Below are 24,269 nucleotides of genomic sequence, written 5' to 3' on the forward strand. Positions count from 1 at the left end.
AAAGCGGTGTATCAGACGACATTGATGTCGACTGACACCCGCTCTTCGCGAGCAAGCCCGCTCCCACATGGATCGAGTGGTCTCAGAGATGTTCGAAATGCGGCAATGCAGTCGACCTTTTACCGATATCGGCATACGGCAGGTCGGCGTTGTCCGCGTGGGTCAGGAAGCGGTGTTCCGGCAATTTCAGATGGGCTTTTTCGAATTCGTTGAAACGCGGGGCTGCCTTGGAATAGTGGAAGTGGGCGTACCACAGCACCTTGGGCGGATTGGCCGTCAGGTCCCAGACTTCGTACTCCTGCATATAGTCGATCCGGCCATCCGGGCGTTTGCCGAGGTGTTTGATCGGGTTGGTTTTACGCACCTCGACGACCTCTTGGGTAACAAGGTCGTCCAGCATGCCGTCGGTGGGCTTTTTGCTGCGCAGCGATTGACGGGTTCGCAAGGCGCGCCCGGTGGCGATCAGCTCGCTGGCCTTCTCGCGCAACTGCGCAATCACGGCGTTTTGCGGTGAAAGGGCTTCGATGCCACGAGCGCGATCGGTGAGCTCATTGGCTTCCTTGACCATCATGTCTTCCAGGTCGACAGGGAGCATGCCTTGCTTGGCGTAGGACTCAACCCTGGTTATATAGGTGTCTTGCATCGCCAGCTTCTGACGGGCTTCGGTCACTAATGCCGCAACGTCCCTTCGAGCGGTCGTGACGGGCTGTGGTTTGGGGTTGCGCAATCGAAACCTGTTGTTCGCGGTGGGCTCCCAGATTTCCGTGTAGCCATCCCGACCGGTCAGCGTGTATTGCCGCTGTTGAGTCGCCGGCTCCCAATGTTCCACCCCGATCAGCAGTTCGTCGTTTTCGGTGGTAAACACTTTTTTGCTGGCAGTGCCCGCCGGCGCAGGCGGTGGCGGGATGTCGAGTGCCTTGCGTGCACGCTGGGTCATTTTTTCGAGGCTGTCCAGCAACGGGGGCACGTTCTCCAGATGGAAATGCTGCGGATAACTGATTGTCCAGGCATTCATTGCACGACGAAATTGATCGTATTGCTCGATGCAGTCCTGAAGTATCCGGTTGCGCTCGGCCCTGGTCGCGGTCGTTTCTGGCAGATTGAATTGCTTGAACAGCGCCCGGTCGAGCTGGACTCTTTTGGCTTGCGCCTGGTTTTGAAGCATGAACCAGGACAAATCGTCGATGGTGTCATAGCGTGACACCGTTTCTATCAAGTTGCCCGTTCTCAAATTGAGAATGTTTGCCTCGCTCAGGCGCTTGTTCAACATGGCGACTTCGTCGGTCAATTGGGTCCTTTGTGCCCGTTCGCTGATGCGGTGATACCAGAGGTTAAGGTCCTGCATAAGGGACTCGATCGAGTCGAACTCCTTGAGCATTTCCAGGCGCAGTTTGCGCACGTCGTCCAGTACACGTAGCCGTTCGGCGAGGGGGGATTGAAGTATTTCATCGAGACTGTCCGTCAATGCGTCGATACGGTCCAAGAAAGTCCGGATCCGGTGATTGGCGATGAATACCCGTTGTTTGCACCTGTCGGCTACGATCAAGGCGCCATTGCTTTGAATTTTTTTGAGTTCATTCCTCTTGTTGCCGTGGGTCAGTGGCAGCAGTTCAGACGCGGTTTGCAGGTGCCGCTTGGCCATCTCGATATCGCCGATGCAGGCGGAATCGGTTACCTGCCTCAGGCCTGCTCGCTGGTTCACAGCCGCCAGGTTATAGGCCTTCAGAGCGGCATCTGTACGTGTTATCTGTTGATCGAGTTGACCGCCAAAATTATCGATGGCGTCGGTCAGCGCTTGATGCCGCCGATGAGCCCGATCAACCCACCAGCGTGGCAGCCGTTCGCGAATGGCGGCGGGCCACAGGGGATCCAGCGTATCGGCCAGGTGCCCGAGCACTTGCCCGCCGCCCAGCCCGCCGCCTTCGAACGTGGTTCCATAGACGCCATACCAGGTGTCCCACCGGCCGGCTTCGTCCAGGGCAATGGGCTGCTTGTAGGTTTTGCGGCTGTTGCCGGTCAAGCGCCAGTTGCGCGAGTCAGTGCTCCATTCGACCTGGAACACGCGGCCCTGTCGGACGATGAAATCACCGTCGGCATGGCGGTACACATGGCGGTAAGTCCCCTGAGTGGCCGGTTGCAGCCCGGCCAGCGACAGGGGTTTTTCGTATTCGTAGCCGGCGAAGCGCGCAACCACGTGCCGGGCCTGGCGCATGGACGGCGCCTGCAACGCAGCCGCGCTGGCTGACAGGGCGCGCAGCTGGCGGGTGCGGGTCAAGGTGCGAGCCCCCGAACCCAGTGCGGAGGCAATGGCTTCCCCTGGCAGCAGGTCCATCGCCGCATCGATCAACGACAACAGCACCGAACCCAGGGCGTCCACGCCGTCACCGACTTCACCGCGCAAAAACGCTGCCACCGCCTGGTTGGCAGCGGTCCAGGCGTCGTAGAGGGCAACCGTCGTTCCGATAAAGGGCAGCAGGCCAATGGCGATTTTGATGTAGGCGAAGGCCCGAGGACCTTCCAGGGCATACCGTTCCAGGTACAACGCATCGTTGGAGCGGGACGTGCCGCGATGGGCTTCGATCAGGCGGCCCATGTGTGCATTGAGCAAATGGGCGGCCAGCGACGTGGTGGCGGGCCAGGCTATCCCGACACCGATCGCGGCGTCGAACCGGTTTTGCTGTGCCTGATTCATTCGGCTGACATGGGCCCTGACGTTGCCCTGCAAGGCGCGACCGGCCACGTACTCAATCATCGAATCTTGCGCGCACAGATTGAACAGCGCCTTGCGCGCGTCTTCCAGGCTGGCGTAGCGACGCAGGGAACGGTCGTCAGGGCCGTCCGGCGTGTAAAGCAGGGTCACGCCGGTGATCTGTTCCTGGATGAAGGTCACGCCGGAGAGGGTGACACCGCCTTCGTTCGGCGTGTCCTTGCCGCCCATGCTGAGGAGGGCCGGCAGTAACACAACGCGCTTGCCGCCGGTACCCCAGGCCTCGGGGGTGTTGGCATCGATGGCGAGGTTCAGGATCTGCAGATCGTCGTGGCTGACCTGCTGTTGCAGGCGCGCAAACTCACCCTGCAATTTAAGTGTCAGGCGCCAGGGTTCGATCAGGCATTCGCGACGGTGTTCAATGACAAACGTTGAATCCTCCACCGAGCCCAGGAAGGCGCGGTGGATCTGCTGTTCGTAGGCCTTGGGCAGGTCCAGTTCCGGGAGGGCCTTGCGCAGGTAGGTTAGGTTGATGCCGTTGAGCAGCGTGATGCGCTCCTGCGCAATCGTCGCCGTGACCTCCAGCCGCATGAAGACCAGTCGCTGTGAAAAGGCGTCCTGCTGCACCGAATGGACATTGTCGATGTTGAGCTGGGCCAGGTCCTCAAGCGACATTTTGCTGTACGTGGCACCGGCCACCATGACTGAGGTTTCCCTCTTTCCGGTGGGTGTTTCGGTGAATCGCTTTTCCCAGGTAACGCTGTCGGGCAGTTGCAGTTGCACATCGAATTCGCCCTTGATGTTGAAGTCCTGGCGCAACCGGGCTTGCAGGTGGCGACGGGTGAAGTCATGGCGCGGTTCCAGGTTGACCGTCATCAACGCGTGGCTGCGGTACATGGCTGCGATGTACGCCTGGATCAGATCTTTGAGTGCGCTGCGTTCGGGGGCTGACAGTTTGGCGAGCATGTCCGGAAGACGGGTGGCCAGAGTGGCGCTGCGGTCTTGCTCCAGCTCATGGGCAAAAGCCAGGCTTCGCGCGGCATGCACCGGTACCTGGAGGTAGGCAAGCGTTCGTTTGCGCAACGCTTCAAGTTGCTCGGCCAACCGAGCCTGCTGGTCTGTCGCGGCGTTGCGCTGGCGTATGCCGTTGGCCTGGATTTCGAAATCACTGTTGATCTGGTTCAGCGCGTATTGCAGCGCGTCGCCACTGATTTTTTTCAGCAGCAGGGCCAGGTTGTTGTCGCTGTCGCCGATCTTGAATAACTGACGTTCAAGCTCGCGTCGGTTGGCGAACCGTTGCAGGCCACCGCCGGTACCTGGCCAATAAAGCAGTACGCTGTGAGGGGAATGACGATCAAGCAGCGTGTCGGCATGGGTCATCAGAAAGAGACCCTTGAGTTCCTCGGTGTCGACTTTGGATTGCTCACCGTCCGCTTCGGTCAACGACAGGGTCAGGCTGGCCGCCACCCTGTCGGCGCCCGGGTCGTCGGGCGTGTCGAGCAGCGCCTTGAGCAGGCTGGATTCTTCATCGCTCAGTTGCTTGAGCGCCAGTTGCAGCCCTGCTTCGGCGTTTAGCCCGTCTTTGTGAGCGTTGTGCAGCGCGGTGAATTCCCGGTTGAGGGTAATGAGGTCAAGCGATCGCTCCCGATAGAGCATGGCGGTTGCGGCCTTGTCAGCGGCCTGTTCGGCGGCTTCCAGTTTGTTTTGCAGGTCCTTGAGCGGTTTCAGATCGACGTGATCGCCGCCTGCCTGCCGCAGCGCTTCCAGTGCATCGCGCTGCACGTGGGTGGCAGCCTGGCGCAAGGCCCAGGGAGTATCGGCATACAGGCTGCCGAACAGGGACTGTTCCTCATTGTCATCGGTAACCGTGTCGATTGGCGCCGGGTCGATACCTGGCGGTGCGGAAAACACCGGGCTTTGGCTGCGCTGGCGGTCAAATCTGTCCGAAGCGTCCAGGGCCCAGGCACCCTGTGCGGCCAACCCGGGTTTTGCGGCTGACCCGTTACGCAAGGTTTGCAGCTGGGCCATTTGCTGGTGAGCCAGCAGGTCGGTCATGCCCGACGACAAGGGCAGAGCACGGGGGGTGTACTGGAACACCATGCCACTGGCGGGCAGGCCGGCGGGAACGAGGGCTTGTTGCGCCAGCCACGTCTCCATGTCACTGCGCTGGGCGAAGGCTTTGAGTGCCACCGACCGGCTCGGCAAGTACAACAGCTGTTCAGCCGATGCGCTGTCGCCGACGCTGATGACCCAGGCTTCGGGAAGTTTCACTCGAACGTTGTTGCTGAGGACCAACTCCAGTTGTTCGCAGTTCACCGTTTGGTTATCCAGGCGTGCACCTGTCGTGGGCGCGTCCATCAGCAACCGCAGCGGTTGCACTTGTCTGGCGGTCAGCGTGCGTTGAGCGAAGGCCCGTTGAGCCGTCGCTTCCAGATGGTCGAGGTACAGCTGTTTGGCCCGCTCACGGCGAGACACCGGCGTGCCGGGAGCGCGAGCGTCCCAGTAGGCATTCCAGCGTTCGGTGATCGATTGCTCCACCCTCAGCGCCTTGAGTTGCGCGAGCAGTTGCAACGGTGTGAGGGTGAAAAGAGGATGGGTCGAGGCCAACCCTACGACCCGACAGCGCTGGTCCAACGTGCTCTCCAGCTCAGGGTGCTGGAAGACAAAGCCCAGGGCATTGGTCAGCAGGATGAACCGTTCACCCTGCTCATTCGTGGCGGAAAACTGCAGGCCCACTGCCGGACCCTCCAGATTCAGCCGTTGTTTCAACAAGCGCTCAAGCGTATCGCGGGTGGCCGGTACGCCGGCAAACAGTTCGCGCAAGCCCTCGCTGCTTTCGCGCCAACGGGCCGTGGCGCTGAGCATCAAGCTATCGTCGTGGTTTTTCGGCAGGGGCGGGGGAGTGAGGATGTCGGTGTCGGCGGGGAGGGGGAGGTCGAATAACAGCTTATCGGTCATGGCGTCATGGCTCGGTAAGGGGAGCGGAGAGTCCACTCCTTGAGCGCGCCATTTAAGGGAGGTTCAGCGGGGCATTGGCACTACATAGTTATCGCGACGACCGCTCGGCACTCTTCATCAAACTGTCATGGAACTGTGGCAGCGCGCTTGAACAAAGTTCATCAGACTCGCGCTCTACTGGGGTTCTGCGTTTTGGTGTTTTTCATGCGTGCTTTGTTTTTGTCGGCGGCCATTTTTCTCGCCGCGTTGTTCAGCCTGCCGTCAGTGGCGGCGTCTCGTTGTGATGTAAATGTCCCGACTGAACAGGTCGATCTGGCGCAGGTGAGCCTGGCGTACCAGAGCATTGGCCGTGCCTCGGACCCGGCGTTGCTGCTGGTGATGGGGTTGGGCGGGCAGTTGATTCACTGGCCGGACGAGGTGGTAGTCGCGCTGTGCCAGCAAGGGTTTCGGGTGATTCGCTATGACAATCGCGACGTCGGCCTGTCGACCTGGCGACAAGCGCCCGCCGAGGCCAACCTGACCTTCGAAGTGCTGCGCTACAAGCTGGGTTTACCGGTGTCGGCCCCGTATTCGCTGACCGACATGGCAGACGACGGCCTGGGGCTGATGGATGCCTTGCACATCGAACAATTCCACGTGTTGGGGGCGAGCATGGGCGGCATGATCGCGCAGCACATGGCGGCGATGGCACCGCAACGGGTCGAGAGCCTGACGCTGATCATGACCTCCTCCGGGGCCGAAGGCTTGCCGGCGCCGAGCGCGGCCCTGGTTCAATTGCTTGCCCGCCGTGGCGCGCCGAATCGTGAGGTGGCGCTGGAACAACAGGCCGATCTGCTCGCCGCTCTGGGCAGCCCGAGCGTGAGCGATGATCGTCAGGCGCTGCTGGATCAGGCGGCCCTGTCCTACGACCGGGCGTTCAATCCCGAGGGCGTCAAGCGCCAGATCATGGCCATCCTGGCCGAGCCGAGCCGTGTGGCGTTGCTCAATCAGCTGCGGGTACCGGCGCTGGTGGTGCATGGCACGGCCGATCCGCTGTTGCCGGTGATGCATGGCGTGCACCTGGCGGCGCATTTGCGCGGCAGCCAGTTGAAGCTGATTCCGGGGTTGGCCCATCGCTTCCAGGAGGCGTTCAAGGCACCGTTGCTGGCGGCGGTGTTGCCGTACTTGCGCGAACACCGGGAAGACACTTCGCACTGGGCGCAGATCGAGCCGGTGGCCGAGCACAATCTCCTCTAACCCCTGATTTCCCTGTGGGAGCGGGCTTGCTCGCGAAGGCGGCGTTTCAGTGAAAAAAACCTCGCCTGACACACCGCCTTCGCGAGCAAGCCCGCTCCCACACTGGATCTGCTGCATGCTTGAGCCTGTCGGGTGTATCGTTTGGTTTTTTCGCGCCAGCGAGGTGAAAGATGAGTGCCCCCTTGAAAATCGATTTCGTCAGCGACGTGTCCTGCCCCTGGTGCGTTGTCGGTCTGTACGGCCTGACACGGGCCCTGGAGATACTGCGCGACGAAGTCCGCACCGAGATCCGTTTCCAGCCATTCGAGCTGAACCCGAAGATGGGCCCTGAAGGGCAGAACATCACCGAGCACATCACCGAAAAATACGGCTCGACCCCGGAGCAGTCGCAAAAGAACCGCGAGATGATCCGCGCCCGCGGCGCCGAAGTCGGCTTTGCCTTTCGTACCGATGGCAACAGCCGCATCTACAACACCTTCGATGCCCACCGTTTGCTGCACTGGGCGGGTCTGGAAGGGCTGCAATTGCCATTGAAGGAAGCGTTGTTCAAGGCGTATTTCACGGACGGCGGCAACCCCTCCGACCGCGCTCAGTTGGCGCAGGTCGCCGAAAGCGTCGGGCTGGACCGGCAGCGGGCCGAGGCAATCCTGGCGTCGGATGAATTTGCCGAAGAGGTTCGACGCGAGGAACAGCTGTGGCTGACGCGTGGAGTCAGCTCGGTGCCGACCGTCGTGTTCAACGGCCAATACGCCGTGACGGGCGGGCAACCGGTAGAGAGCTTTGTCGGGGCGATTCGCCAGATCATCAGTGAAGCGAAGGGCGGCACGGTTAGCTGACCGTTTAGAGATCCTGTGGGAGCGGGCTTGCTCGCGAAGGCGGCGTTTCAGTGAAAAAAATCTCGCCTGACTCACCGCCTTCGCGAGCAAGCCCGCTCCCACAGGGAAGGCATGTTCAGGCGTGGATACGCACCCAGATCGAAACGAGCACCGTCGCCGCCATCAACCACGCCCCGGCTGCCACCGCCAGTGAAGCCTCCAGCCGCATTCGGTCGACCATCACATACAAGGTCGCCAGGTAGATGAAGTAAGGAATGATCGACCACATGCCGAACACGATGGTGGTCTTCAGGTCATCGACCGAACGCCCTTTGCCGACGATGTAATGGGCGATCAGCGCGAAGGTCGGAAACAGCGGCACCAGGCCGGCGATGTAGTAATTTTTGGTCTTGGCCAGGGCGGCGAGGATCACCACCACCGCCGCGCCCAGGGTTGCTTTGAGAATCAGGTCCACACACATCTCGCTTAATGGCTCAGGCCGTACTTTTTCACTTTGTCGAACAGCGTGGTCTTGGCCATGCCCAGCTCCTGGCTGGCCTGGGTCAGGTTGCCGCCGCTGCGCTGCAAGGCATCGCTCAACAGGTTGCGTTCGAAGGCTTCCACCGCTTCGGCGAAGGCCAGGCCTTGAGTGCTGCCGCCGGCGCCGGGCTTTTTGAACGCCGGCAGGCCGAGGGCGAAGCGTTCGGCGACGTTGCGCAGTTCGCGCACGTTGCCGGGCCAGTCGTGGCTCATCAGGTTCGACAGGGTCTGGTTATCCAGCTCCGGCGCGGTGCGGTCGAAGCGCAGGGACGACTGCTGCAGGAAGTATTCGAACAGTTGCAGGATGTCTTCGCGGCGTTCGCGCAGTGGCGGCAGTTCCAGGGTCACCACGTTGAGGCGGTAATACAGGTCGCTGCGGAACTCGCCGGCCTTGCTTGATTCGTCCAGGTCGGACTTGGTCGCGGCGATCACCCGGCAATCCACGGCCACGCTCTGGTTCGAACCGAGGCGTTCAAGGGTACGCTCCTGCAACACCCGCAGCAGTTTGATCTGCAAGGGCAGGGGCATGCTTTCCACTTCGTCGAGGAACAGCGTGCCACCGTCGGCGTGTTCGATCTTGCCGATCCGGCGCTTGCCGGCACCGGTGAAGGCGTTGGCTTCATGGCCGAAGATTTCGCTCTCGAACAGGTTCTCCGGCAGGCCGCCGCAGTTCAGTGCGACGAATTGCCGGGTGTGCCGGCGACTGAAGTCATGCAGGCAGCGCGCGACCAATTCCTTGCCGGTCCCGGTTTCACCTTCGATCAGCACATTGGCCGAGGTATCGGCGACGTTGGCGATCAATTCACGCAAATTCTGCATGGCCGGCGAACGACCGATGATCCGCCCTTCGAGGGAATCGCGTTCGGCCAGTTGCCGACGCAATGACGAGACTTCCCGCGCCAGGCCGCGTTGCTCAAGGGCGCGCCGGGCCACCTCCACCAGGCGTTCCGGGGAGAAGGGTTTTTCCATGAAGTCATAGGCGCCTTTCTGCATCGCGCCGACGGCCATGGAGATGTCGCCGTGCCCGGTGATCAGCACCACCGGCAGGCTGCGGTCGCGGGCCTTGAGGCGGTTCAGCAGCTCCAGGCCATCGATGCCCGGCAGGCGAATGTCACTGATGACGATGCCGGCAAAGTTGTCACCCACGCGCTCCAGGGCTTCTTCGGCACTGCCGACGCCGATGCAGGGAATGTCTTCCAGAGTCAGCGCCTGTTGGCAGCCGAGCAGCACGTGGGGATCGTCTTCGACGATCAATACACTAAGGTCGTTGTTCATATTGGCTCGGCTGGAATGGAGCTTACCAACGGTAAACTGAGGACGAAGGCGGTGCCACCGCTGGCCGGGTGCTCAACACCCAGGTGACCGCCGGTGGCGGCGGCCAGGCTGGCGGAAAGGGTCAGGCCAAGGCCCAGGCCCTGTTCGCCGGGCTTGGTGGTGAAGAAGGGTTCGAACAGGTGCTTGCGCGCTTCGGCGTCGATGCCATGACCGTTGTCCCGCACGCGCAGCCGATATTTGCCCTCGCCGCTTTCACCTTCGAGCCACAACTCCGGTCGCGGCTGCGCCTGCATGGCATCGAGGGCGTTGCCAATCAGGTTGACCAGAATCTGCTCCAGACGGGTCTGGTCGATCTGTACCTGTACGTCTTCGAAACGGCGGTGCAGTTGCAGATGGGCGTTTTCCACCCGGGCGCCGAGCAATTGCAAGGCCGCGTCCACGCCTTTGCCGAGGCAGGCCTGGCCCTTGTCGTCACCGCGCCGGGCGAAGGAGCGCAGGCTGGCGGTGATCCGGCCCATGCGGTCGATCAATTCGTTGATGGTCTTGAGGTTGGTGCTGGCCACGTCCAGTTGGCCGCGCTCAAGAAAGCGCACGGTATTGCCGGACAGGGTGCGCAGCGCCGCCAATGGCTGGTTCAATTCGTGGGCGATGCTGGTGGACATCTGCCCGATGGCCGCGAGTTTTCCGGCCTGCACCAGTTCATCCTGGGCGCGGCGCAAGGTCTCTTCGGCGTGGCGTCGCTCGCGGATCTGGCCCTTGAGCCGTTCGTTGCTGGCGCGCAGGTCGACGGTGCGTTCGGTAATCCGACGCTCCAGTTGATTGTTGGCTTCCTGCAAGGCTTCCCGGGCGGCGAGACGGGTGGCGATCACCTTGCGTCGCTCGTTCCAGGCAATCAGCAGGAACGCCACGAGGGCAAAGGCCACCGCCACCAGAATCCCCTGATTGATCGCTTCGCGGCGCAAGTCCTGCAACGGCGTCAGCAGGGTGAAATTCCACGGGGTATCGCTCAAGTTACGGGTTTGCGACAGGTAGCTGATGCTTTCATCGTCGGACTCCAGTTCGCTGTTGGCCGGGAAGGTCAGCTTTTCCACGCCTTCGGCCAGGGTTTCCCGGGCCAGCGGTTGCAGTTCGTTGAGCGGGAACCAGTAATACTGAAGGCTGCGGGCCAGCTTTTCCTTGGTGTCTTCGCTCAACGGCACCACGGACTTCAAGCGCCGGGCCGGATCGCTGGACAGGATGATGATGCCGTTCTCGTCGCTGACGAAGGCTTCCAGGCGTGCCCGCTGCCAGCGTTCCTCCATGGCTTCCAGGCGCACCTTGACCACCGCGACGCCAATGATCTTGCCGTGTTCTTCCAGGCCGTGGGCCAGGTAATAACCGGGTTCGCCGTTGGTGCTGCCAATGCCGTAGAACCGCCCCGGCTGGCCGCGCACGGCGTTCTGGAAATAAGCACGGAAGGACAGATCTTCGCCCAGGTAGCTGTCGACATCGCGCCAGTTGCTGGTGGCCATGACGCGGCCGGTGGTGTCCATCACGTAAATGGCCCGACTACGGCTGCGCCGGTTCAGGCCTTCGAGGTAATCGTTGACCGTTTGCCGGTGTTCCGGGGTCGGGTCGGCCAGCAGCGTCGAGACACTGGTTTCAAGTTCCAGCAGGCTGGGCAGGTAGGTGTATTTGCTGATTTCGCTCTCGACGGCGCGGGCGTGCAATTCCAGCTGGCGCTGGCCGTTTTCGCCCAGGCTGCGGATGCCGTAGTGTTCACTGAGCCAGAAGCCGATGTAACCCAGACCGATCATCAGGGCGATGATCAGTGGCGGCAGGAACAAGTGGCGAATCAGACGGGGTTTCACGGCAAGTGATGGCGACGTGTCGCTATAGGGATTGGGGTCGCATTTCATCACAGATGCCTTGGGTCAACCACAACACAAATCTTCAGGCCACCCCGGATCCAATGTGGAAGCGGGCTTGCTCGCGAAGAGGCCGGCGCATTCAACAATGATGTCGACTGAAATGACGCCTTCGCGAGCAAGTCCGCTCCCACAGTGGGGGAGCGGTGTCTTGCTTAGTGCTGCAGAATCTTGTTGAGGAAGTGCTGCGTACGCTCGGCGCGGTGGCTGATGTCGCCGAAGAACTCCTCTTTCTTGCAGTCTTCGATGATCTTGCCCTGGTCCATGAAGATCACGCGGTCGGCCACTTTACGGGCGAAGCCCATTTCGTGGGTCACGCACATCATGGTCATGCCTTCGTGGGCCAGTTGCACCATCACGTCCAGTACTTCGTTGACCATTTCCGGGTCCAGCGCCGAGGTCGGTTCGTCGAACAGCATGACGATCGGGTCCATCGCCAGCGCACGGGCGATCGCCACACGCTGCTGCTGGCCACCGGACAGTTGGCCCGGATGCTTGTGCGCATGGGCAGACAGCCCGACACGCTCCAGCAGTTGCAGGCCTTTCTTGGTGGCTTCTTCCTTGCTGCGGCCCAGCACCTTGATCTGCGCGATGGTCAGGTTCTCGGTGATGGTCAGGTGCGGGAACAGTTCGAAGTGCTGGAATACCATGCCTACCCGCGAGCGCAGCTTGGGCAGGTTGGTCTTCGGGTCGGCGATGGAAGTGCCGTCGACCACGATGTCGCCCTTCTGGAACGGTTCCAGGGCGTTGACGCACTTGATCAGGGTCGATTTGCCGGAGCCGGACGGCCCGCACACCACGATCACTTCGCCTTTCTTGACCTCGGTGCTGCAATCAGTCAGCACCTGGAAGTCCCCATACCACTTGTTGATGTTTTTGATAGAGATCATACGGCGAACCTTTTTTGCAGACGCTTGACCAGCTGCGAGGCGGCAAAGCTGATGATGAAGTACACGAGACCTGCGAAGATCAGGAACTCATTGGAGCGACCAATGATGTCGCCACTGGCGCGCGAAGCATTGAGGAAGTCCACCAGGCCGACGGCGTAGACCAGCGAGGTGTCCTGGAACAGGATGATGCTCTGTTGCAGCAGCAGCGGGGTCATCTTGCGGAACGCCTGCGGCAGGATGATCAGGCGCATCATCTGGCCATAGCTCATGCCCAGCGCTTGTGCGGCACCCATCTGGCCCTTGGGGATCGACTGCACGCCGGCGCGCACGATTTCGCAGAAGTACGCCGCTTCGAACATCATGAAAGCCACGATGCAGGAGGCGAACGCGCCGATCGGGGTGTCTTCGCCGGTGATCCAGCGCAGCACGAACGGCACCGCCAGGTAGAACCAGGTGATGACCAGCAGCAACGGAATCGAACGGAAATAGTTGACGTAGGCGCCGGCAATGTTCGACAACAGTTTGCTGTGGGACAGGCGCATCAGGGCCAGGATGGTGCCGAGGATGATCCCGCCGACCACGCCCAGCGCCATCAGTTGCAGGGTCATGACCATGCCGTTCCACAAACCCGGCAGGGACGGAATGATGCCCGAGAAGTCGAATTCCATCATTTACCCCCTACGGAAATCAGGCCCGGCACGGCGACTTTCTTCTCGACCACGCGCATCAGCAGCATCAGGCTCATGTTCAGGGTGAAGTAGATCAGTGTGGCCAGGGTGAACGCTTCGAACAGGTTGGCGGAGAACTCGGCGGTCTGCTTGGTCTGCGCGAGCAACTCCATCAGGCCGATCAACGAGGCCACGGACGAGTTCTTGAAGACGTTGAGGAATTCCGATGTGAGCGGCGGAATGATGATCCGGTAGGCCTGGGGCAGCAGCACGTTCCAGTAGATCTGCGGCAGCTTGAAGCCCATGGCGCGGGCCGCGGATTCCTGGCCCTTTGGCAGCGCCTGGATGCCGGTGCGCACTTGTTCGCACACGCGAGCGGCGGTGAACAGGCCCAGGCACACGACGACGCTGAGGTAGGCCGAGGTGGTCGGGTTCAGGTCCTGCTTGTACCACTCTTGCAGGTCGGCGGGCAGCAGGTCGGGCACCAGGAAGTACCAGATGAACAGCTGAACCAGCAGCGGCACGTTACGGAAGAGTTCGACGTAGCAGGTGGCGATGCCCGATACGATGCGGTTCGGTACGGTGCGCATGACGCCCAGAATCGAGCCCAGCATCAGGGCGATGATCCAGGCCACGATGGCGATGGCAATGGTCCAGCCCAAGCCGGAGATGAACCAGTCGAGATACGTCTCGCTGCCCACGCCGGTGGACTTGAAGAACACGCCCCAGTCCCAGTTGTAATTCATTAGGGTCTCCCCTCGGATTCGATCGATGTACAAGTACCCGCTTGGGGGAAGCTCCGTTCCCGCCTGACCTTGAAGATCAGGCACACACGATCGGCTCGACAGCCACCGGTTCGAGTGTTTCCAAAAATGCCAGCAGGGAGTGACAACCTCCTGAAAGGGCAGCGCCCTCTCAGGAGATAAGGTTAGTCAGAAATCAGGACTTCTTGTCGTCAGCCGCTTTATCGGTCGGATTGGCGATCAGGGCCTTGAGCTCGTCGCTCATCGGGAAGTTCAGGTTCAGGTTTTTCGGCGGGATTGGCTGCATGAACCATTTTTCGTAGATCTTGTTGATCTCGCCCGAAGCGTAGGTGGCCTTGATGGCGTCATCCACGGCTTTTTTGAACGGCTCGTCGCCCTTGCGCACCATGCAGCCGTAAATTTCGTAGGACTGTGGTGTGCCGGTCACGGCCCAGTCACTGGCTTTCTTGGCCTTGGCGGCTTCACCGGCCAGCAGGGCGTCGTCCATCATGAACGCAACAGCGCGGCCGGTTTCCAGCATCTGGAAGGACTCGCCGTGGTCTTTGGCGGAAATGACGTTCATGCCCATCTGCTTGTCGGCGTTCATCGCCTTGAGGATGCGCTCGGACGTGGTGCCGGCGGTGGTCACGACGTTCTTGCCGGCCAGGTCCGGGAAATCCTTGTACTTGGAGTCGGCCTTGGACAGCAGGCGAGTACCGATTTCGAAGATGCCGACGGAGAAGTCAACCTGTTGCTGACGCTCGACGTTGTTGGTGGTGGAGCCGCACTCCAGGTCCACGGTGCCGTTTTGCACCAGCGGGATACGGGTCTGGGAGGTCACCAGGTTGTACTTGACCTGGAGGTTCGGCATGTCCAGGTCTTTCTTCAGGGCTTCGACGACTTTCAGCTGGATGTCGTGGGAGTAGCCGACCGGTTTGCCGGAAGCGTCTGCGATGTAGGAAAACGGAATGGAAGCGTCACGGTGCCCGAGGGTGATGACACCGGACTCTTTGATCTTCTTCAGGGTGCCGGTGAGTTCGGCGGCGAAAACTGGCGTGCTAATCAGAGCGGCAGCAATGGCTGCGCCCAGGATATGGGGAACGATGCGCATCAAATTTTCCTCGACATTGTTTTTTTTATGGAGCCAGTTCATCGGCCCTTTTGTGCTGCGAATGCCTGACGGCTCCTGAAGTGTTGGCACGACAGGCATTCGTCGAAGAAGTGTAGAGCATGACTCGTGCCAGGCCAGGCTCAATGAGTCAGATCGTTGATTTATAAGGGAATTAAATATTTGTGGCGGGTTTTTTACCCCCTGATAATCCGGTAAACCGAACCGACCGCCAGGTCGCGTTCGGAAAACCGAATGATGATGAGGCGCAACCCGGTATCAGGTGTATTTGCGCTTGTCCGGTGCCGGTGGGAAGTACTGGTACAACCAGGTTTCACTGAGCGTGCGGTCATTGGTGCGAATGAACAGGCGCAGCTCGACGGGTTCTACGCTGTCGTTGGTCGGGTACCAGTCGAACAGGATGCGATAGCCCTTGATGTCATCGAGCACCAGCACGCTGAAATCCTTGACCTGGCCGTTCGAGCAGGTGACCACCGGTTCGATGCCGGCGCCTTCGGGCAAGCGGTCCAGGCCGCCGCCGGTGAAGTCCACGGCAAAGCGACGAGCCCAGACGTCCGGGTAATGCTCGCCCGGTGCCCAGCCTTCGGTGAACCCGCCCATCCCCGACCGCGTCGCGTGCACGCGCGCCAGCGGTGTGCCGACTGGCGGCAGTGCGCTCCAGTACAGCTTGTAGCCGTAGTTCAGCGAGTCGCCGGCGGCCACCGGTTTTTTCGGTGTCCAGAAGGCGACGATGTTGTCCATGGTTTCGCCGGTGGTGGGAATTTCAAGCAGATCGATGGAGCCTTCGCCCCACGGGGTTGTCGGTTCAACCCACAGGCTCGGGCGGCGGCTGTACCAATCGACGGTGTCTTGATAATTGGCAAACTCGTGATCGGTCTGTACCAGGCCGAAACCTTTCGGATCCGTGTCGACAAAAGCATTGAATTGCAGGGTGGCCGGGTTGTTCAACGGGCGGCAGATCCATTCGCCGTTGCCGCGCCACATGGCCAGGCGATCGGAGTCATGGATCTGCGGGTGAATGGTGTCGCACATCCGCCGTTCGTGGGTGCCGCAGCTGAACATGCTGGTCATCGGCGCGATACCCAGTTGATCGATGGCGGTGCGTGCGTTGACGTGGGCGTCGACTTCCATCACCACGCGCTCGGCCTGGCAATCAATGTCAAAACGGTACGCGCCGGTGGCGCTCGGCGAGTCGAGCAGGGCGTAGACGACGAAGCGGGTGCTGTCCTTGTCCGGCGTCTCGAACCAGAACTTGGTGAAGTCGGGAAATTCCTCGCGCTTCTTGGCGTAGGTGTCGATGGCCAGTCCGCGAGCGGACAGGCCGTACTGGCCAGTGGCGTCCACCGCGCGGAAATAGCTGGCGCCGAGGAAGGACACCACGTCGTGTTTATCCAGCTCCGGCGCCTTGAACAGCTTGAAGCCGGAAAACCCCAGGTCACCGGTCAGTTGCTTGGTCTCGACGGTGGTTTTTTCATAATTGAACAGCGACGGACGGAAATGCACCTCGCGGGCCATGCGGGTCTTGGGATCGACGCTGTACATGCGCACCGGCTGCTTGAACCCCATGCCGACGTGGAAGAACTGCACGTCCAGCTGGCCCTTGAGATCTTTCCACAGCGAATGGTTGCCGTCGTAGCGGATCGCGTTGAAATTCTGCGGCGTCATGGTCGCCAGGGTCGGCGGCAGCACCTGCTTGGTGTCCTGATAACGGCTACTGGCGAGCTGCTTGGCCTGGATCTTCAGGGCTTCGAAGTCAAACGCCTGGGCTTCACCGTCGGCGGTACCGGAGGCTGCCCAGGCGCGGGTGGCGAGCAGGCCGGTGGCGGACAATCCGGTGTAGGCCGCGATGGCCATGGAGGCTTTGAGCAAATTCCTGCGGTGCATAAATTCAACCTGTCGTGAACAATCCTGCGCCGTTCCTGGCGCGTACTGGATCTGAAAAAACGGTTCGGACATGCCTTCGGCCAAACGCAACGGACTTTAAACAGATGCCGAATAGCATAAACCGTTCGATTGCAGCGCAAAAATGATTGATGGCAAGACGCTGGCGTGGGAATGAAACAAGACGTGTCGGGAATCTTTCCGACAGGACCGTCTGATTTATAGGGCATATCTGCTTTTTTCGACTAATTACTCTAAAAACCCCTTTTCAGCGCCGGGATTATTTCTATTCTGTGCTCATAACCGGTTTATGCCCTTCGGGCCGGTACGGTTCAGTTGCCATCAGGCACTGCTGGAAAAGGATCAGGGCGATGCGGTTTCTGAAGTTTTCTTTGACGTAGAGAAGGACATCGTCCATGTCGAAAGTACAAGGCATCACCGAAATGTTGGGAATCTTTCCGTGCCTGGGCCTCGGGCGGCGAAGGCGCCGGCTCAACAGTGAGGAACTGAAGCTGGTGGAGCGGTATCGGGAGCTGTCGGAGAGTGACCGGATTGCGATGCGGTATCTGGTGGATGCGATGAGGAGTGTTTCGCGGTTTTGACGGAATGGCTCATCCAGTCGTGGCGCACCGTCACGGCTGGATGGGTTTTTTACCAATCCAGCGATCGTTCCGAACGCTGATGCAGCAGCCTCAACACTTGTATCTGTCCATGAGCAAATCGATAAGGAGCAATGAATGGATAGCGGCCCAGTACCAACTCTCGCACGTCGGGCATCACAGAAGGCCTGCCGGCGCCTGGAAACTGTTCCAGAAGCCGGAGTGTTTGCACAATGGTAGAAATGATCTCGAGGGCGGCGCTTGGTCCCACGACCTCTCGGTAATGATCATGAATGTTATCGAGGTCGCTTTCAGCTTTTTCAGTCAGTACTACGCTCGGCACGTTTTTCCCACTTAGCCTTCACGGCCTCCAGATCGGTGAGTTTCCCTGCGTCGGCATCGGCTATGCCGTCGCTTATTGCTTGTAGATGCCAGGATTCGGCTTCCACGTAGCGAACCAGAGCACGTTTGAGATGATATTGACGGTCGCGGTCGGTGGCTGCAGCCAACTGATCCAGTTGTTGGGCCAGAAGTTCTTCGACGCGAAAGGACAAAACGGGCGAGGCCATGGTGGCTCTCCTAAGATGTATACGTTGTAAACGACATATACACCCTAGGTTGTCCCGTGATTATCGTCAACCAATGCCTCATGCAGGGTTGCGAAAACTCTAGCTGGGACATGTGCCGACGGGAGGAAGGAACTGTTTCGAAATGCTTGCCCGCCGAGAGGGGGTAATCGCCCCGGCACGCGCTGGTACCGGGGCATTATATGTTACCGACTCACCTTCCAGGCATCGCCCGCAGGCGCCTTGCCGTGGTCATACGGCTTGGCGATCCACATGTAGAGCAAGCCCAGACCAATCACGATGGCGGTGCTCAGGACCATGGCGTAGTTGATGTACCACGCGGCATCCGGAGTGCGTGGCCAGGCCATGTTGATGATGGCGCCGACGCCGTAGACCAGTGCGCCGATGTTCACCAGCCAGCCCCAGGCGCCGAGGGTGAATTTGCCGCTCGGTTTCCAGCCTTTGAGGCGCGCGTACAGCGCTGCGAGCACGATCATCTGGAACGCCAGGTAGATGCCGATGGCGGCGAAGCTGACGATGGTGGCGACCGCATCCTGCAGGAAGAAGCCGAGGATGATGATCAGCGCCGGCAAGACGCCGGACACGAATAGCGCGGCAACCGGAACCTGGGTATGGGGAGAAATCTTCTTCAGCAGTCGGCTGCCGATCACCATCTCGTCCCGCGCGTAGGAATACAGCAGGCGACTCGCCGCCGCTTGCAGGCTGATGACGCAGGAGATGAAGGAAATCATCACCACGCCCATGACCATTTTCGAGCCGACCGGACCGAAGGCGTTGTTGAGGATGGTGCCGACCGGGTCCTTGTCGGTGCCGTTGATCACCGCTTGCATGTCCGGCACGGCGAGGATCAGTGCCAGGCAGGCGAACATCGCTGCGACGCCGCCGATGTAGATGGTCATGCGCATGGCCACCGGGATCTGCTTGCTCGGGTTCGGGGTTTCTTCGGCCACGTCACCGCAGGCCTCGAAACCGTAGTACAGGAACATCCCCGCCAGCGAGGCGGTGAGGAAGGCCGGCAGGTAGGAGCCGTTGACGCTGATGTCGAAGGTGTTGAACAGCACGCTGATCGGCTGATGGCGCTCGAAGATCAGCAGGTAGACGCCCACGATCACTGCGCCCACCAGTTCGCAGAGGAAGCCGAACATGGCAATGCGCGCCAGCACCTTGGTGCCGCTGAGGTTGACCAGGGTGGCGAACAGCGTCAGCACCAGGGCAATGACGATGTTGGTGTTGTTGCTCGGTTCAAAACCCAGCATGGCGGCCAGGTAAGGACCGGCGCCGACCGCAACGGCAGCGATGGTCACGCACAGGGCGATGGAGTAGATCCAGCCGACCATCCACGCCCAGCGCTTGCCCACCAGGCGACGCGCCCATGGGTACACGCCACCGGAAATCGGGAACTGCGAGACCACTTCACCGAAGATCAGGCACACCAGCAACTGGCCGCAACCGACCAGCAGATAGGCCCAGAACATCGGTGGCCCGCCGGCGGCGAGGCACAGGCCGAAGAGGGTATATACGCCTACGACCGGCGACAGATAAGTGAAGCCCAGGGCGAAGTTTTCCCACAGGCTCATGCTGCGATTGAAGTTGGAGGTGTAACCGAGTTTACGCAGTTGCTCGGCATCGCTGTCGGCAACGGCTGCAGAGAGATCGGGTGATGCACTCATGTGTGTTTGCTCCGGAAAATCGGCAGATTTCGGATGTCCGATGCCGTGGCGGGGCCATGAGGGCGCCGCCAGGATCGGTGGTTATTGTTTTTTGAATTGCGGTGAATCCCTGGTGTAACAAGCCGACATCATCCGTGCGTCTGCTGAAAAGATCGCAGCCTTCGGCAGCTCCTACAGGATGTACGCCGCTCCTTTGTAGGAGCTGCCGCAGGCTGCGATCTTTTCGCTCTTAATGCTTGAACATCACATGCCGCACGACGGTGTAATCCTCCAACCCATACATCGACATGTCCTTGCCGTACCCGGACAGTTTCTGACCGCCATGGGGCATTTCGCTGACGAGCATGAAGTGCGTGTTGACCCAGGTGCAGCCGTACTGCAAACGGGCCGACAGGCGATGGGCGCGGCCGACGTCAGCGGTCCACACCGACGACGCCAGGCCGTAGTCCGAATCGTTGGCCCAACCCAGCACCTGCGCCTCGTCAGTGAATTTCGTCACCGACACCACTGGCCCGAACACCTCGCGACGGACGATTTCGTCATCCTGCTGCGCATCCGCCAGCACCGTCGGTTCAAAGAAGAAACCGTTGCCTTCCACGGTCTTGCCGCCAGTGATCAGGCGGATGTGCGGCTGCGCCACGGCTCGTTCGACGAAACCGGCGACGCGGTCGCGGTGTTGCGCGGTGATCAGCGGGCCGAGTTCGGTGGTCGGGTCATCCTGCAAGCCGTACTTGATGCTGCTGACCGCGGCGCCGAGCTTCTCGACGAATTTTTCGTAGATGCCTGCCTGCGCATAAATGCGGCAGGCAGCGGTGCAGTCCTGCCCGGCGTTATAGAAGCCAAAGGTGCGAATGCCTTCGACGGCCGCATCGATATCCGCATCGTCGAAGATGATCACCGGGGCCTTGCCGCCCAGTTCCATGTGCATGCGTTTGACGCTGTCGGCGGTGCTGGAAATGATGTTCGAGCCGGTGGCAATCGAACCGGTCAGCGACACCATGCGCACTTTCGGGTGGGTCACCAGCGGGCTGCCCACGGTAGGACCACGGCCGAACACCAGGTTGAGTACGCCGGCCGGGAAGATGTCCGACGCCAGTTCGGCCAGGCGCAACGCTGTCAGCGGGGTTTGTTCCGACGGCTTGAGCACCACGGTATTACCGGCAGCGAGGGCCGGGGCGATTTTCCAGGCGACCATCATCAGCGGGTAGTTCCACGGCGCGATGGAGGCGATCACGCCTACCGGGTCGCGACGGATCATCGAGGTGTGCCCCGGCAGGTATTCGCCACCGGCCGAACCGCTCATGCAGCGGCTGGCGCCGGCGAAGAAGCGGAACACGTCGGCAATCGCCGGGATCTCGTCGTTCAGCGCGGCGCTGTAGGGCTTGCCGCAGTTGTCCGATTCGAGTTTGGCCAGCTCGCAGCCGTTAGCTTCGATGGCGTCGGCGAGTTTGAGCAGCAGCAGCGAACGTTCTTTCGGCGGGGTTTGCGACCAGCTGTCGAACGCTGCATCGGCGGCGCGCACGGCGGCGTCGACCTGGGCTTCGCTGGCTTCGTTGATTTCCACCAGCACGCGGCCCAGCGCCGGGTTGAACACCGGTTGGGCGGGGCCTTCGCCGTTGATCAGTTGGCCGTTGATCAGGAGTTGGGTTTGCATGACATCGTCCTCTTCAGAACTGTTGTTATTTCCCCCTGGAGAAACCGATTCAAACTGTGGGAGCGGGCTTGCTCGCGAAAGGGCCATTACATTCAACATTGATGTTGGCTGAAACACCGCTTTCGCGAGCAAGCCCGCTCCCACATTGGAGTCGGTTCCTTCAGTGGGAGCTGAGTTGTTCGTTATTTCCCGCCACTCCCCGCCACGCTTTCACCGCCACGGGTCAGGTAATAGGCGCCGAGAATCGGCAGCATGGTCACGATCATCACCAGCATCGCGACGACGTTGGTCACCGGTACGTCCCGTGGGCGGCTGAGCTGGTTGAGCAGCCACAGCGGCAGGGTGCGTTCATGGCCGGCGGTGAAGGTGGTGACGATGATTTCGTCGAACGACAGCGCAAACGCGAGCATGCCGCCGGCCAGCAACGCCGAGCCGAGGTTCGGCAGGATGATGTAGCGGAAGGTCTGCCAGCCGTCGGCGCCCAGGTCCATCGAGGCCTCGATCAAACTGTGGGAGGTGCGGCGCAAGCGGGCGATGACGTTGTTGTAGACGATCACCACGCAGAAGGTCGCGTGGCCGACGATGATGGTGAACATCCCCGGTTCGATGCCCAGCTTCTTGAAGGTCGCCAGCAGCGCGATCCCGGTGATGATCCCCGGCAAGGCAATTGGCAGGATCAGCATCAGCGAGATGCCTTGCTTGCCGAAGAAGTCCCGACGGTACAAGGCGGCGGACGCCAGTGTGCCAAGGACCATGGCAATCAGCGTGGCGATCGAAGCGATCTGCAGCGACAGCTTGATCGCTTCCAGCACGTCCGGCCGCGAGAACGCCACGCCGATCCACTTCAGGGTGAAGCCCTTGGGCGGAAAGCTGAACGCCGCATCTTCGGTGTTGAAGGCGTACATGAAGATGATCAGGATCGGGAAGTGCAGGAACACCAACCCGCCCCAGGCTGCTATGCGCAGACCCAATGAAGCCTTTTCAGAGTGCATCGAAGGCCCCCAGTCGTTTCACGATAGTCAGGTAGATGGCAATCAACACGATCGGCACCAGGGTGAACGCGGCGGCCATCGGCATGTTGCCGATCGCGCCTTGCTGGGCGTACACCATGCTCCCCACGAAGTAACCCGGTGGGCCGACCAATTGCGGCACGATGAAGTCACCGAGGGTCAGCGAAAAAGTGAAGATGGAACCGGCGGCAATGCCCGGCACCGACAGCGGCAGAATCACCTGCATGAAGGTCTGGCGCGGCTTGGCGCCGAGGTCGGCGGAGGCATGCAGCAGCGACGGCGGCAGGCGCTCCAGCGAAGCCTGGATTGGCAGGATCATGAACGGCAGCCAGATATAGACGAACACCATGAAACGGCCCAGGTGCGAGGTCGACAACGTACTGCCACCGACGCCCGGAATCCCCAGTACGAACTGCAACAGCGGCTCCAGCCCCAGGTGCTGGACGAACCACTGCGCCACGCCGCCCTTGGCCAGCAGCAAGGTCCAGGCATAGGCCTTGACGATGTAGCTGGCCCACATCGGCATCATCACCGCGATGTAGAAAAACGCCTTGGTCTTGCCGGTGGTGTAGCGCGCCATGTAGTAGGCGATCGGGAACGCGACGATGGCGCTGGCGATGGACACGACAATGGCCATGCTCAGGGTGCGCAGGATGATGTCGAAGTTAGCGGGCTGGAACAGCGCGGCGAAGTTCGCCAGGGTCAGGTCGGGGGTGACCGCCATGGTGAAGTCGTCGAAGGTGTAGAAGCCTTGCCACAACAGGGTCAGCAGCGAGCCGAGGTAGATCGCGCCGAACCACAGCAGCGGCGGCACCAGCAGCATCGACAGGTACAGGTTGGGCCGGCGATACAGCAGGTTGGAGAACCGGCGCAGCGGCGAGCCGCCGGCCGAAGTTTGCGAGAGGGCCACGGTGTTCATCTCACACCCCGCCCGCAAGGGTGTCGTGCAGCGGGATCATGGCCTCACGGGCCCAGCGCGCGCTGATGCGTTGCCCGGTCTGGTGCTGGGCGCTGGTGTCGAGCCATTGATTGTTGGCCTGGCTGATGTTCAGGGTCTGGCCGTTTTCCAGCTTCAGTTCGTAGCGGGTGGCGCTGCCCTGGTACTGGATGTCGTGCAGCAGGCCGCTGACTTCAATCTCGTGGCTGGCCAGCGGACCGTCGGCGAAGCGCACGTGTTCCGGGCGAATCGAAAACGGCTGCGGATGACCGCTCAACTGCTTTGCCAAATCACCGCGAATCACGTTGGACGTGCCGACGAATTCGGCGACGAAGGTGGTCGCCGGTTTCATGTACAGGTTGCGCGGCGAGTCGACCTGTTCGATGCGGCCCTTGTTGAACACGGCCACGCGGTCGGACATCGACAGCGCTTCGGTCTGGTCGTGGGTGACGAAAATGAAGGTGATGCCCAACTGGCGTTGCAGCTTCTTCAATTCGCCCTGCATTTGTTCGCGCAGCTTCAGGTCCAGTGCGCCCAGCGGTTCGTCGAGCAGCAACACCCGCGGACGGTTGACCAGGGCGCGGGCCAGGGCCACGCGCTGGCGCTGCCCCCCGGACAATTGCACCGGCTTGCGCTCGCCGTAGCCGCCCAGGGCCACCATGTCGAGGGCCTCTTCGGCGCGTTTCAAGCGTTCGGCCTTGCCGACGCCTTTGACTTTCAAACCGTAGGCGACGTTGTCGCGAACGTTCATGTGCGGGAACAGCGCGTAATCCTGGAACACGGTGTTCACGTCACGCTGATACGGCGGCAGCCCGGCGGCTTCTTCGCCATGAATTCGGATGGAGCCCGCGCTCGGTTGTTCGAAACCGGCGATCAGGCGCAGGCAGGTGGTTTTGCCCGAGCCCGAAGGCCCCAGCATGGAGAAAAACTCGCCGTCCTGGATGTCGATGGAAACCCGGTCAACGGCTTTCACTTCGCCGAACTGACGGGAAACGTTGGTGAACTGGACTGCAAGCGTCATGGTGCGGTGCTCCAAAAAGGCGAAGGCCGTCGCAGCGGCCCT

At 60.9% G+C, this 24,269-nt stretch carries 19 protein-coding genes; 3 read left to right on the top strand and 16 right to left on the bottom strand.

Annotated elements, in window-relative coordinates; genetic code table 11:
* Positions 1-82: 82 nt before the first annotated feature.
* Positions 83-5,665, bottom strand: a complete 5,583-nt coding sequence (locus F8N66_RS07745) for a dermonecrotic toxin domain-containing protein (protein WP_150769626.1) — start codon at positions 5,663-5,665, stop codon at positions 83-85.
* 219 nt (positions 5,666-5,884) lie between these two features.
* Between F8N66_RS07745 and F8N66_RS07750 the strand changes: the two genes are divergently transcribed.
* Positions 5,885-6,901, top strand: coding sequence for an alpha/beta fold hydrolase (locus F8N66_RS07750; protein ID WP_191622958.1), 1,017 nt, complete (start codon positions 5,885-5,887; stop codon positions 6,899-6,901).
* A gap of 170 nt (positions 6,902-7,071) precedes the next feature.
* Positions 7,072-7,737: a DsbA family oxidoreductase gene (locus F8N66_RS07755; RefSeq protein ID WP_150769628.1), complete on the top strand. Its 666-nt coding sequence runs from the start codon at positions 7,072-7,074 to the stop codon at positions 7,735-7,737.
* Positions 7,738-7,852: 115 nt separating this feature from the next.
* Here the strand turns inward: F8N66_RS07755 and F8N66_RS07760 are convergent, their stop codons facing one another.
* From F8N66_RS07760 to F8N66_RS07795, 8 genes are all read right to left on the bottom strand, one after another.
* A complete protein-coding gene (locus F8N66_RS07760; RefSeq protein WP_191622960.1) occupies positions 7,853-8,182 on the bottom strand; it encodes a GlpM family protein in 330 nt (109 codons plus the stop codon).
* 20 nt (positions 8,183-8,202) lie between these two features.
* Positions 8,203-9,483 carry a sigma-54-dependent transcriptional regulator gene (locus F8N66_RS07765; protein WP_263597733.1) on the bottom strand — a complete coding sequence of 427 codons (1,281 nt, stop codon included), beginning with the start codon at positions 9,481-9,483 and terminating at the stop codon, positions 8,203-8,205.
* Between the two features lie 44 nt (positions 9,484-9,527).
* Positions 9,528-11,429: a sensor histidine kinase gene (locus F8N66_RS07770; protein WP_150769631.1), complete on the bottom strand. Its 1,902-nt coding sequence runs from the start codon at positions 11,427-11,429 to the stop codon at positions 9,528-9,530.
* A 164-nt stretch (positions 11,430-11,593) separates the two neighbouring features.
* Positions 11,594-12,328, bottom strand: a complete 735-nt coding sequence (locus F8N66_RS07775) for an amino acid ABC transporter ATP-binding protein (RefSeq protein ID WP_095197146.1) — start codon at positions 12,326-12,328, stop codon at positions 11,594-11,596.
* On the bottom strand, positions 12,325-12,996 hold the full coding sequence (locus F8N66_RS07780) for an amino acid ABC transporter permease (protein ID WP_095145156.1): 672 nt from the start codon (positions 12,994-12,996) through the stop codon (positions 12,325-12,327). Before F8N66_RS07780 ends, F8N66_RS07775 begins: the two co-directional genes overlap by 4 nt.
* Positions 12,996-13,742 carry an amino acid ABC transporter permease gene (locus tag F8N66_RS07785; protein ID WP_150769632.1) on the bottom strand — a complete coding sequence of 249 codons (747 nt, stop codon included), beginning with the start codon at positions 13,740-13,742 and terminating at the stop codon, positions 12,996-12,998. The genes F8N66_RS07780 and F8N66_RS07785 overlap by 1 nt, the downstream gene beginning before the upstream one ends.
* A gap of 193 nt (positions 13,743-13,935) precedes the next feature.
* Complete coding sequence (locus tag F8N66_RS07790) at positions 13,936-14,850, bottom strand: glutamate/aspartate ABC transporter substrate-binding protein (protein WP_095197163.1); 915 nt, start codon at positions 14,848-14,850, stop codon at positions 13,936-13,938.
* Between the two features lie 276 nt (positions 14,851-15,126).
* Positions 15,127-16,752 carry a glucan biosynthesis protein D gene (locus F8N66_RS07795; protein ID WP_150769633.1) on the bottom strand — a complete coding sequence of 542 codons (1,626 nt, stop codon included), beginning with the start codon at positions 16,750-16,752 and terminating at the stop codon, positions 15,127-15,129.
* 413 nt (positions 16,753-17,165) lie between these two features.
* On the opposite strand from F8N66_RS07795, the gene F8N66_RS07800 reads away from it, so the two are divergent.
* The gene (locus tag F8N66_RS07800; RefSeq protein WP_150710014.1) at positions 17,166-17,351 is read left to right on the top strand and encodes a hypothetical protein; all 186 of its coding nucleotides are present in this window, start codon (positions 17,166-17,168) and stop codon (positions 17,349-17,351) included.
* 49 nt (positions 17,352-17,400) lie between these two features.
* Here the strand turns inward: F8N66_RS07800 and F8N66_RS07805 are convergent, their stop codons facing one another.
* From F8N66_RS07805 to F8N66_RS07835, 7 genes are all read right to left on the bottom strand, one after another.
* A complete protein-coding gene (locus F8N66_RS07805) occupies positions 17,401-17,691 on the bottom strand; it encodes a type II toxin-antitoxin system RelE/ParE family toxin (protein WP_150769634.1) in 291 nt (96 codons plus the stop codon).
* Positions 17,669-17,917: a CopG family ribbon-helix-helix protein gene (locus F8N66_RS07810; RefSeq protein WP_150769635.1), complete on the bottom strand. Its 249-nt coding sequence runs from the start codon at positions 17,915-17,917 to the stop codon at positions 17,669-17,671. Before F8N66_RS07810 ends, F8N66_RS07805 begins: the two co-directional genes overlap by 23 nt.
* 203 nt (positions 17,918-18,120) lie before the next feature.
* On the bottom strand, positions 18,121-19,605 hold the full coding sequence (locus tag F8N66_RS07815; protein WP_150769636.1) for an APC family permease: 1,485 nt from the start codon (positions 19,603-19,605) through the stop codon (positions 18,121-18,123).
* A 229-nt stretch (positions 19,606-19,834) separates the two neighbouring features.
* Positions 19,835-21,259 carry a gamma-aminobutyraldehyde dehydrogenase gene (locus F8N66_RS07820; protein ID WP_150769637.1) on the bottom strand — a complete coding sequence of 475 codons (1,425 nt, stop codon included), beginning with the start codon at positions 21,257-21,259 and terminating at the stop codon, positions 19,835-19,837.
* A 182-nt stretch (positions 21,260-21,441) separates the two neighbouring features.
* A complete protein-coding gene (locus F8N66_RS07825) occupies positions 21,442-22,251 on the bottom strand; it encodes an ABC transporter permease (RefSeq protein WP_150769638.1) in 810 nt (269 codons plus the stop codon).
* Complete coding sequence (locus F8N66_RS07830) at positions 22,241-23,188, bottom strand: ABC transporter permease (RefSeq protein ID WP_150769639.1); 948 nt, start codon at positions 23,186-23,188, stop codon at positions 22,241-22,243. The genes F8N66_RS07825 and F8N66_RS07830 overlap by 11 nt, the downstream gene beginning before the upstream one ends.
* Before the next feature lies 1 nt (position 23,189).
* Complete coding sequence (locus F8N66_RS07835; protein ID WP_150769640.1) at positions 23,190-24,227, bottom strand: ABC transporter ATP-binding protein; 1,038 nt, start codon at positions 24,225-24,227, stop codon at positions 23,190-23,192.
* Between the last annotated feature and the right edge of the window lie 42 nt (positions 24,228-24,269).

The sequence above is a fragment of the Pseudomonas fluorescens genome, assembly GCF_902498195.1.
In the GTDB taxonomy this organism is placed as follows: Bacteria; Pseudomonadota; Gammaproteobacteria; order Pseudomonadales; family Pseudomonadaceae; genus Aquipseudomonas; species Aquipseudomonas fluorescens_BU.

What these genes read in the sequence shown, in the direction of transcription:
- F8N66_RS07745 (WP_150769626.1), bottom strand. Translation starts at nt 5,665, where the DNA reads ATGACCGATAAGCTGTTATTCGACCTCCCCCTCCCCGCCGACACCGAC.
- F8N66_RS07755 (WP_150769628.1), top strand. Translation starts at nt 7,072, where the DNA reads ATGAGTGCCCCCTTGAAAATCGATTTCGTCAGCGACGTGTCCTGCCCC.
- F8N66_RS07770 (WP_150769631.1), bottom strand. Translation starts at nt 11,429, where the DNA reads ATGAAATGCGACCCCAATCCCTATAGCGACACGTCGCCATCACTTGCC.
- F8N66_RS07775 (WP_095197146.1), bottom strand. Translation starts at nt 12,328, where the DNA reads ATGATCTCTATCAAAAACATCAACAAGTGGTATGGGGACTTCCAGGTG.
- F8N66_RS07780 (WP_095145156.1), bottom strand. Translation starts at nt 12,996, where the DNA reads ATGGAATTCGACTTCTCGGGCATCATTCCGTCCCTGCCGGGTTTGTGG.
- F8N66_RS07785 (WP_150769632.1), bottom strand. Translation starts at nt 13,742, where the DNA reads ATGAATTACAACTGGGACTGGGGCGTGTTCTTCAAGTCCACCGGCGTG.
- F8N66_RS07790 (WP_095197163.1), bottom strand. Translation starts at nt 14,850, where the DNA reads ATGCGCATCGTTCCCCATATCCTGGGCGCAGCCATTGCTGCCGCTCTG.
- F8N66_RS07795 (WP_150769633.1), bottom strand. Translation starts at nt 16,752, where the DNA reads ATGCACCGCAGGAATTTGCTCAAAGCCTCCATGGCCATCGCGGCCTAC.
- F8N66_RS07800 (WP_150710014.1), top strand. Translation starts at nt 17,166, where the DNA reads ATGTCGAAAGTACAAGGCATCACCGAAATGTTGGGAATCTTTCCGTGC.
- F8N66_RS07810 (WP_150769635.1), bottom strand. Translation starts at nt 17,917, where the DNA reads ATGGCCTCGCCCGTTTTGTCCTTTCGCGTCGAAGAACTTCTGGCCCAA.
- F8N66_RS07815 (WP_150769636.1), bottom strand. Translation starts at nt 19,605, where the DNA reads ATGAGTGCATCACCCGATCTCTCTGCAGCCGTTGCCGACAGCGATGCC.
- F8N66_RS07820 (WP_150769637.1), bottom strand. Translation starts at nt 21,259, where the DNA reads ATGCAAACCCAACTCCTGATCAACGGCCAACTGATCAACGGCGAAGGC.
- F8N66_RS07825 (WP_150769638.1), bottom strand. Translation starts at nt 22,251, where the DNA reads ATGCACTCTGAAAAGGCTTCATTGGGTCTGCGCATAGCAGCCTGGGGC.
- F8N66_RS07830 (WP_150769639.1), bottom strand. Translation starts at nt 23,188, where the DNA reads ATGAACACCGTGGCCCTCTCGCAAACTTCGGCCGGCGGCTCGCCGCTG.
- F8N66_RS07835 (WP_150769640.1), bottom strand. Translation starts at nt 24,227, where the DNA reads ATGACGCTTGCAGTCCAGTTCACCAACGTTTCCCGTCAGTTCGGCGAA.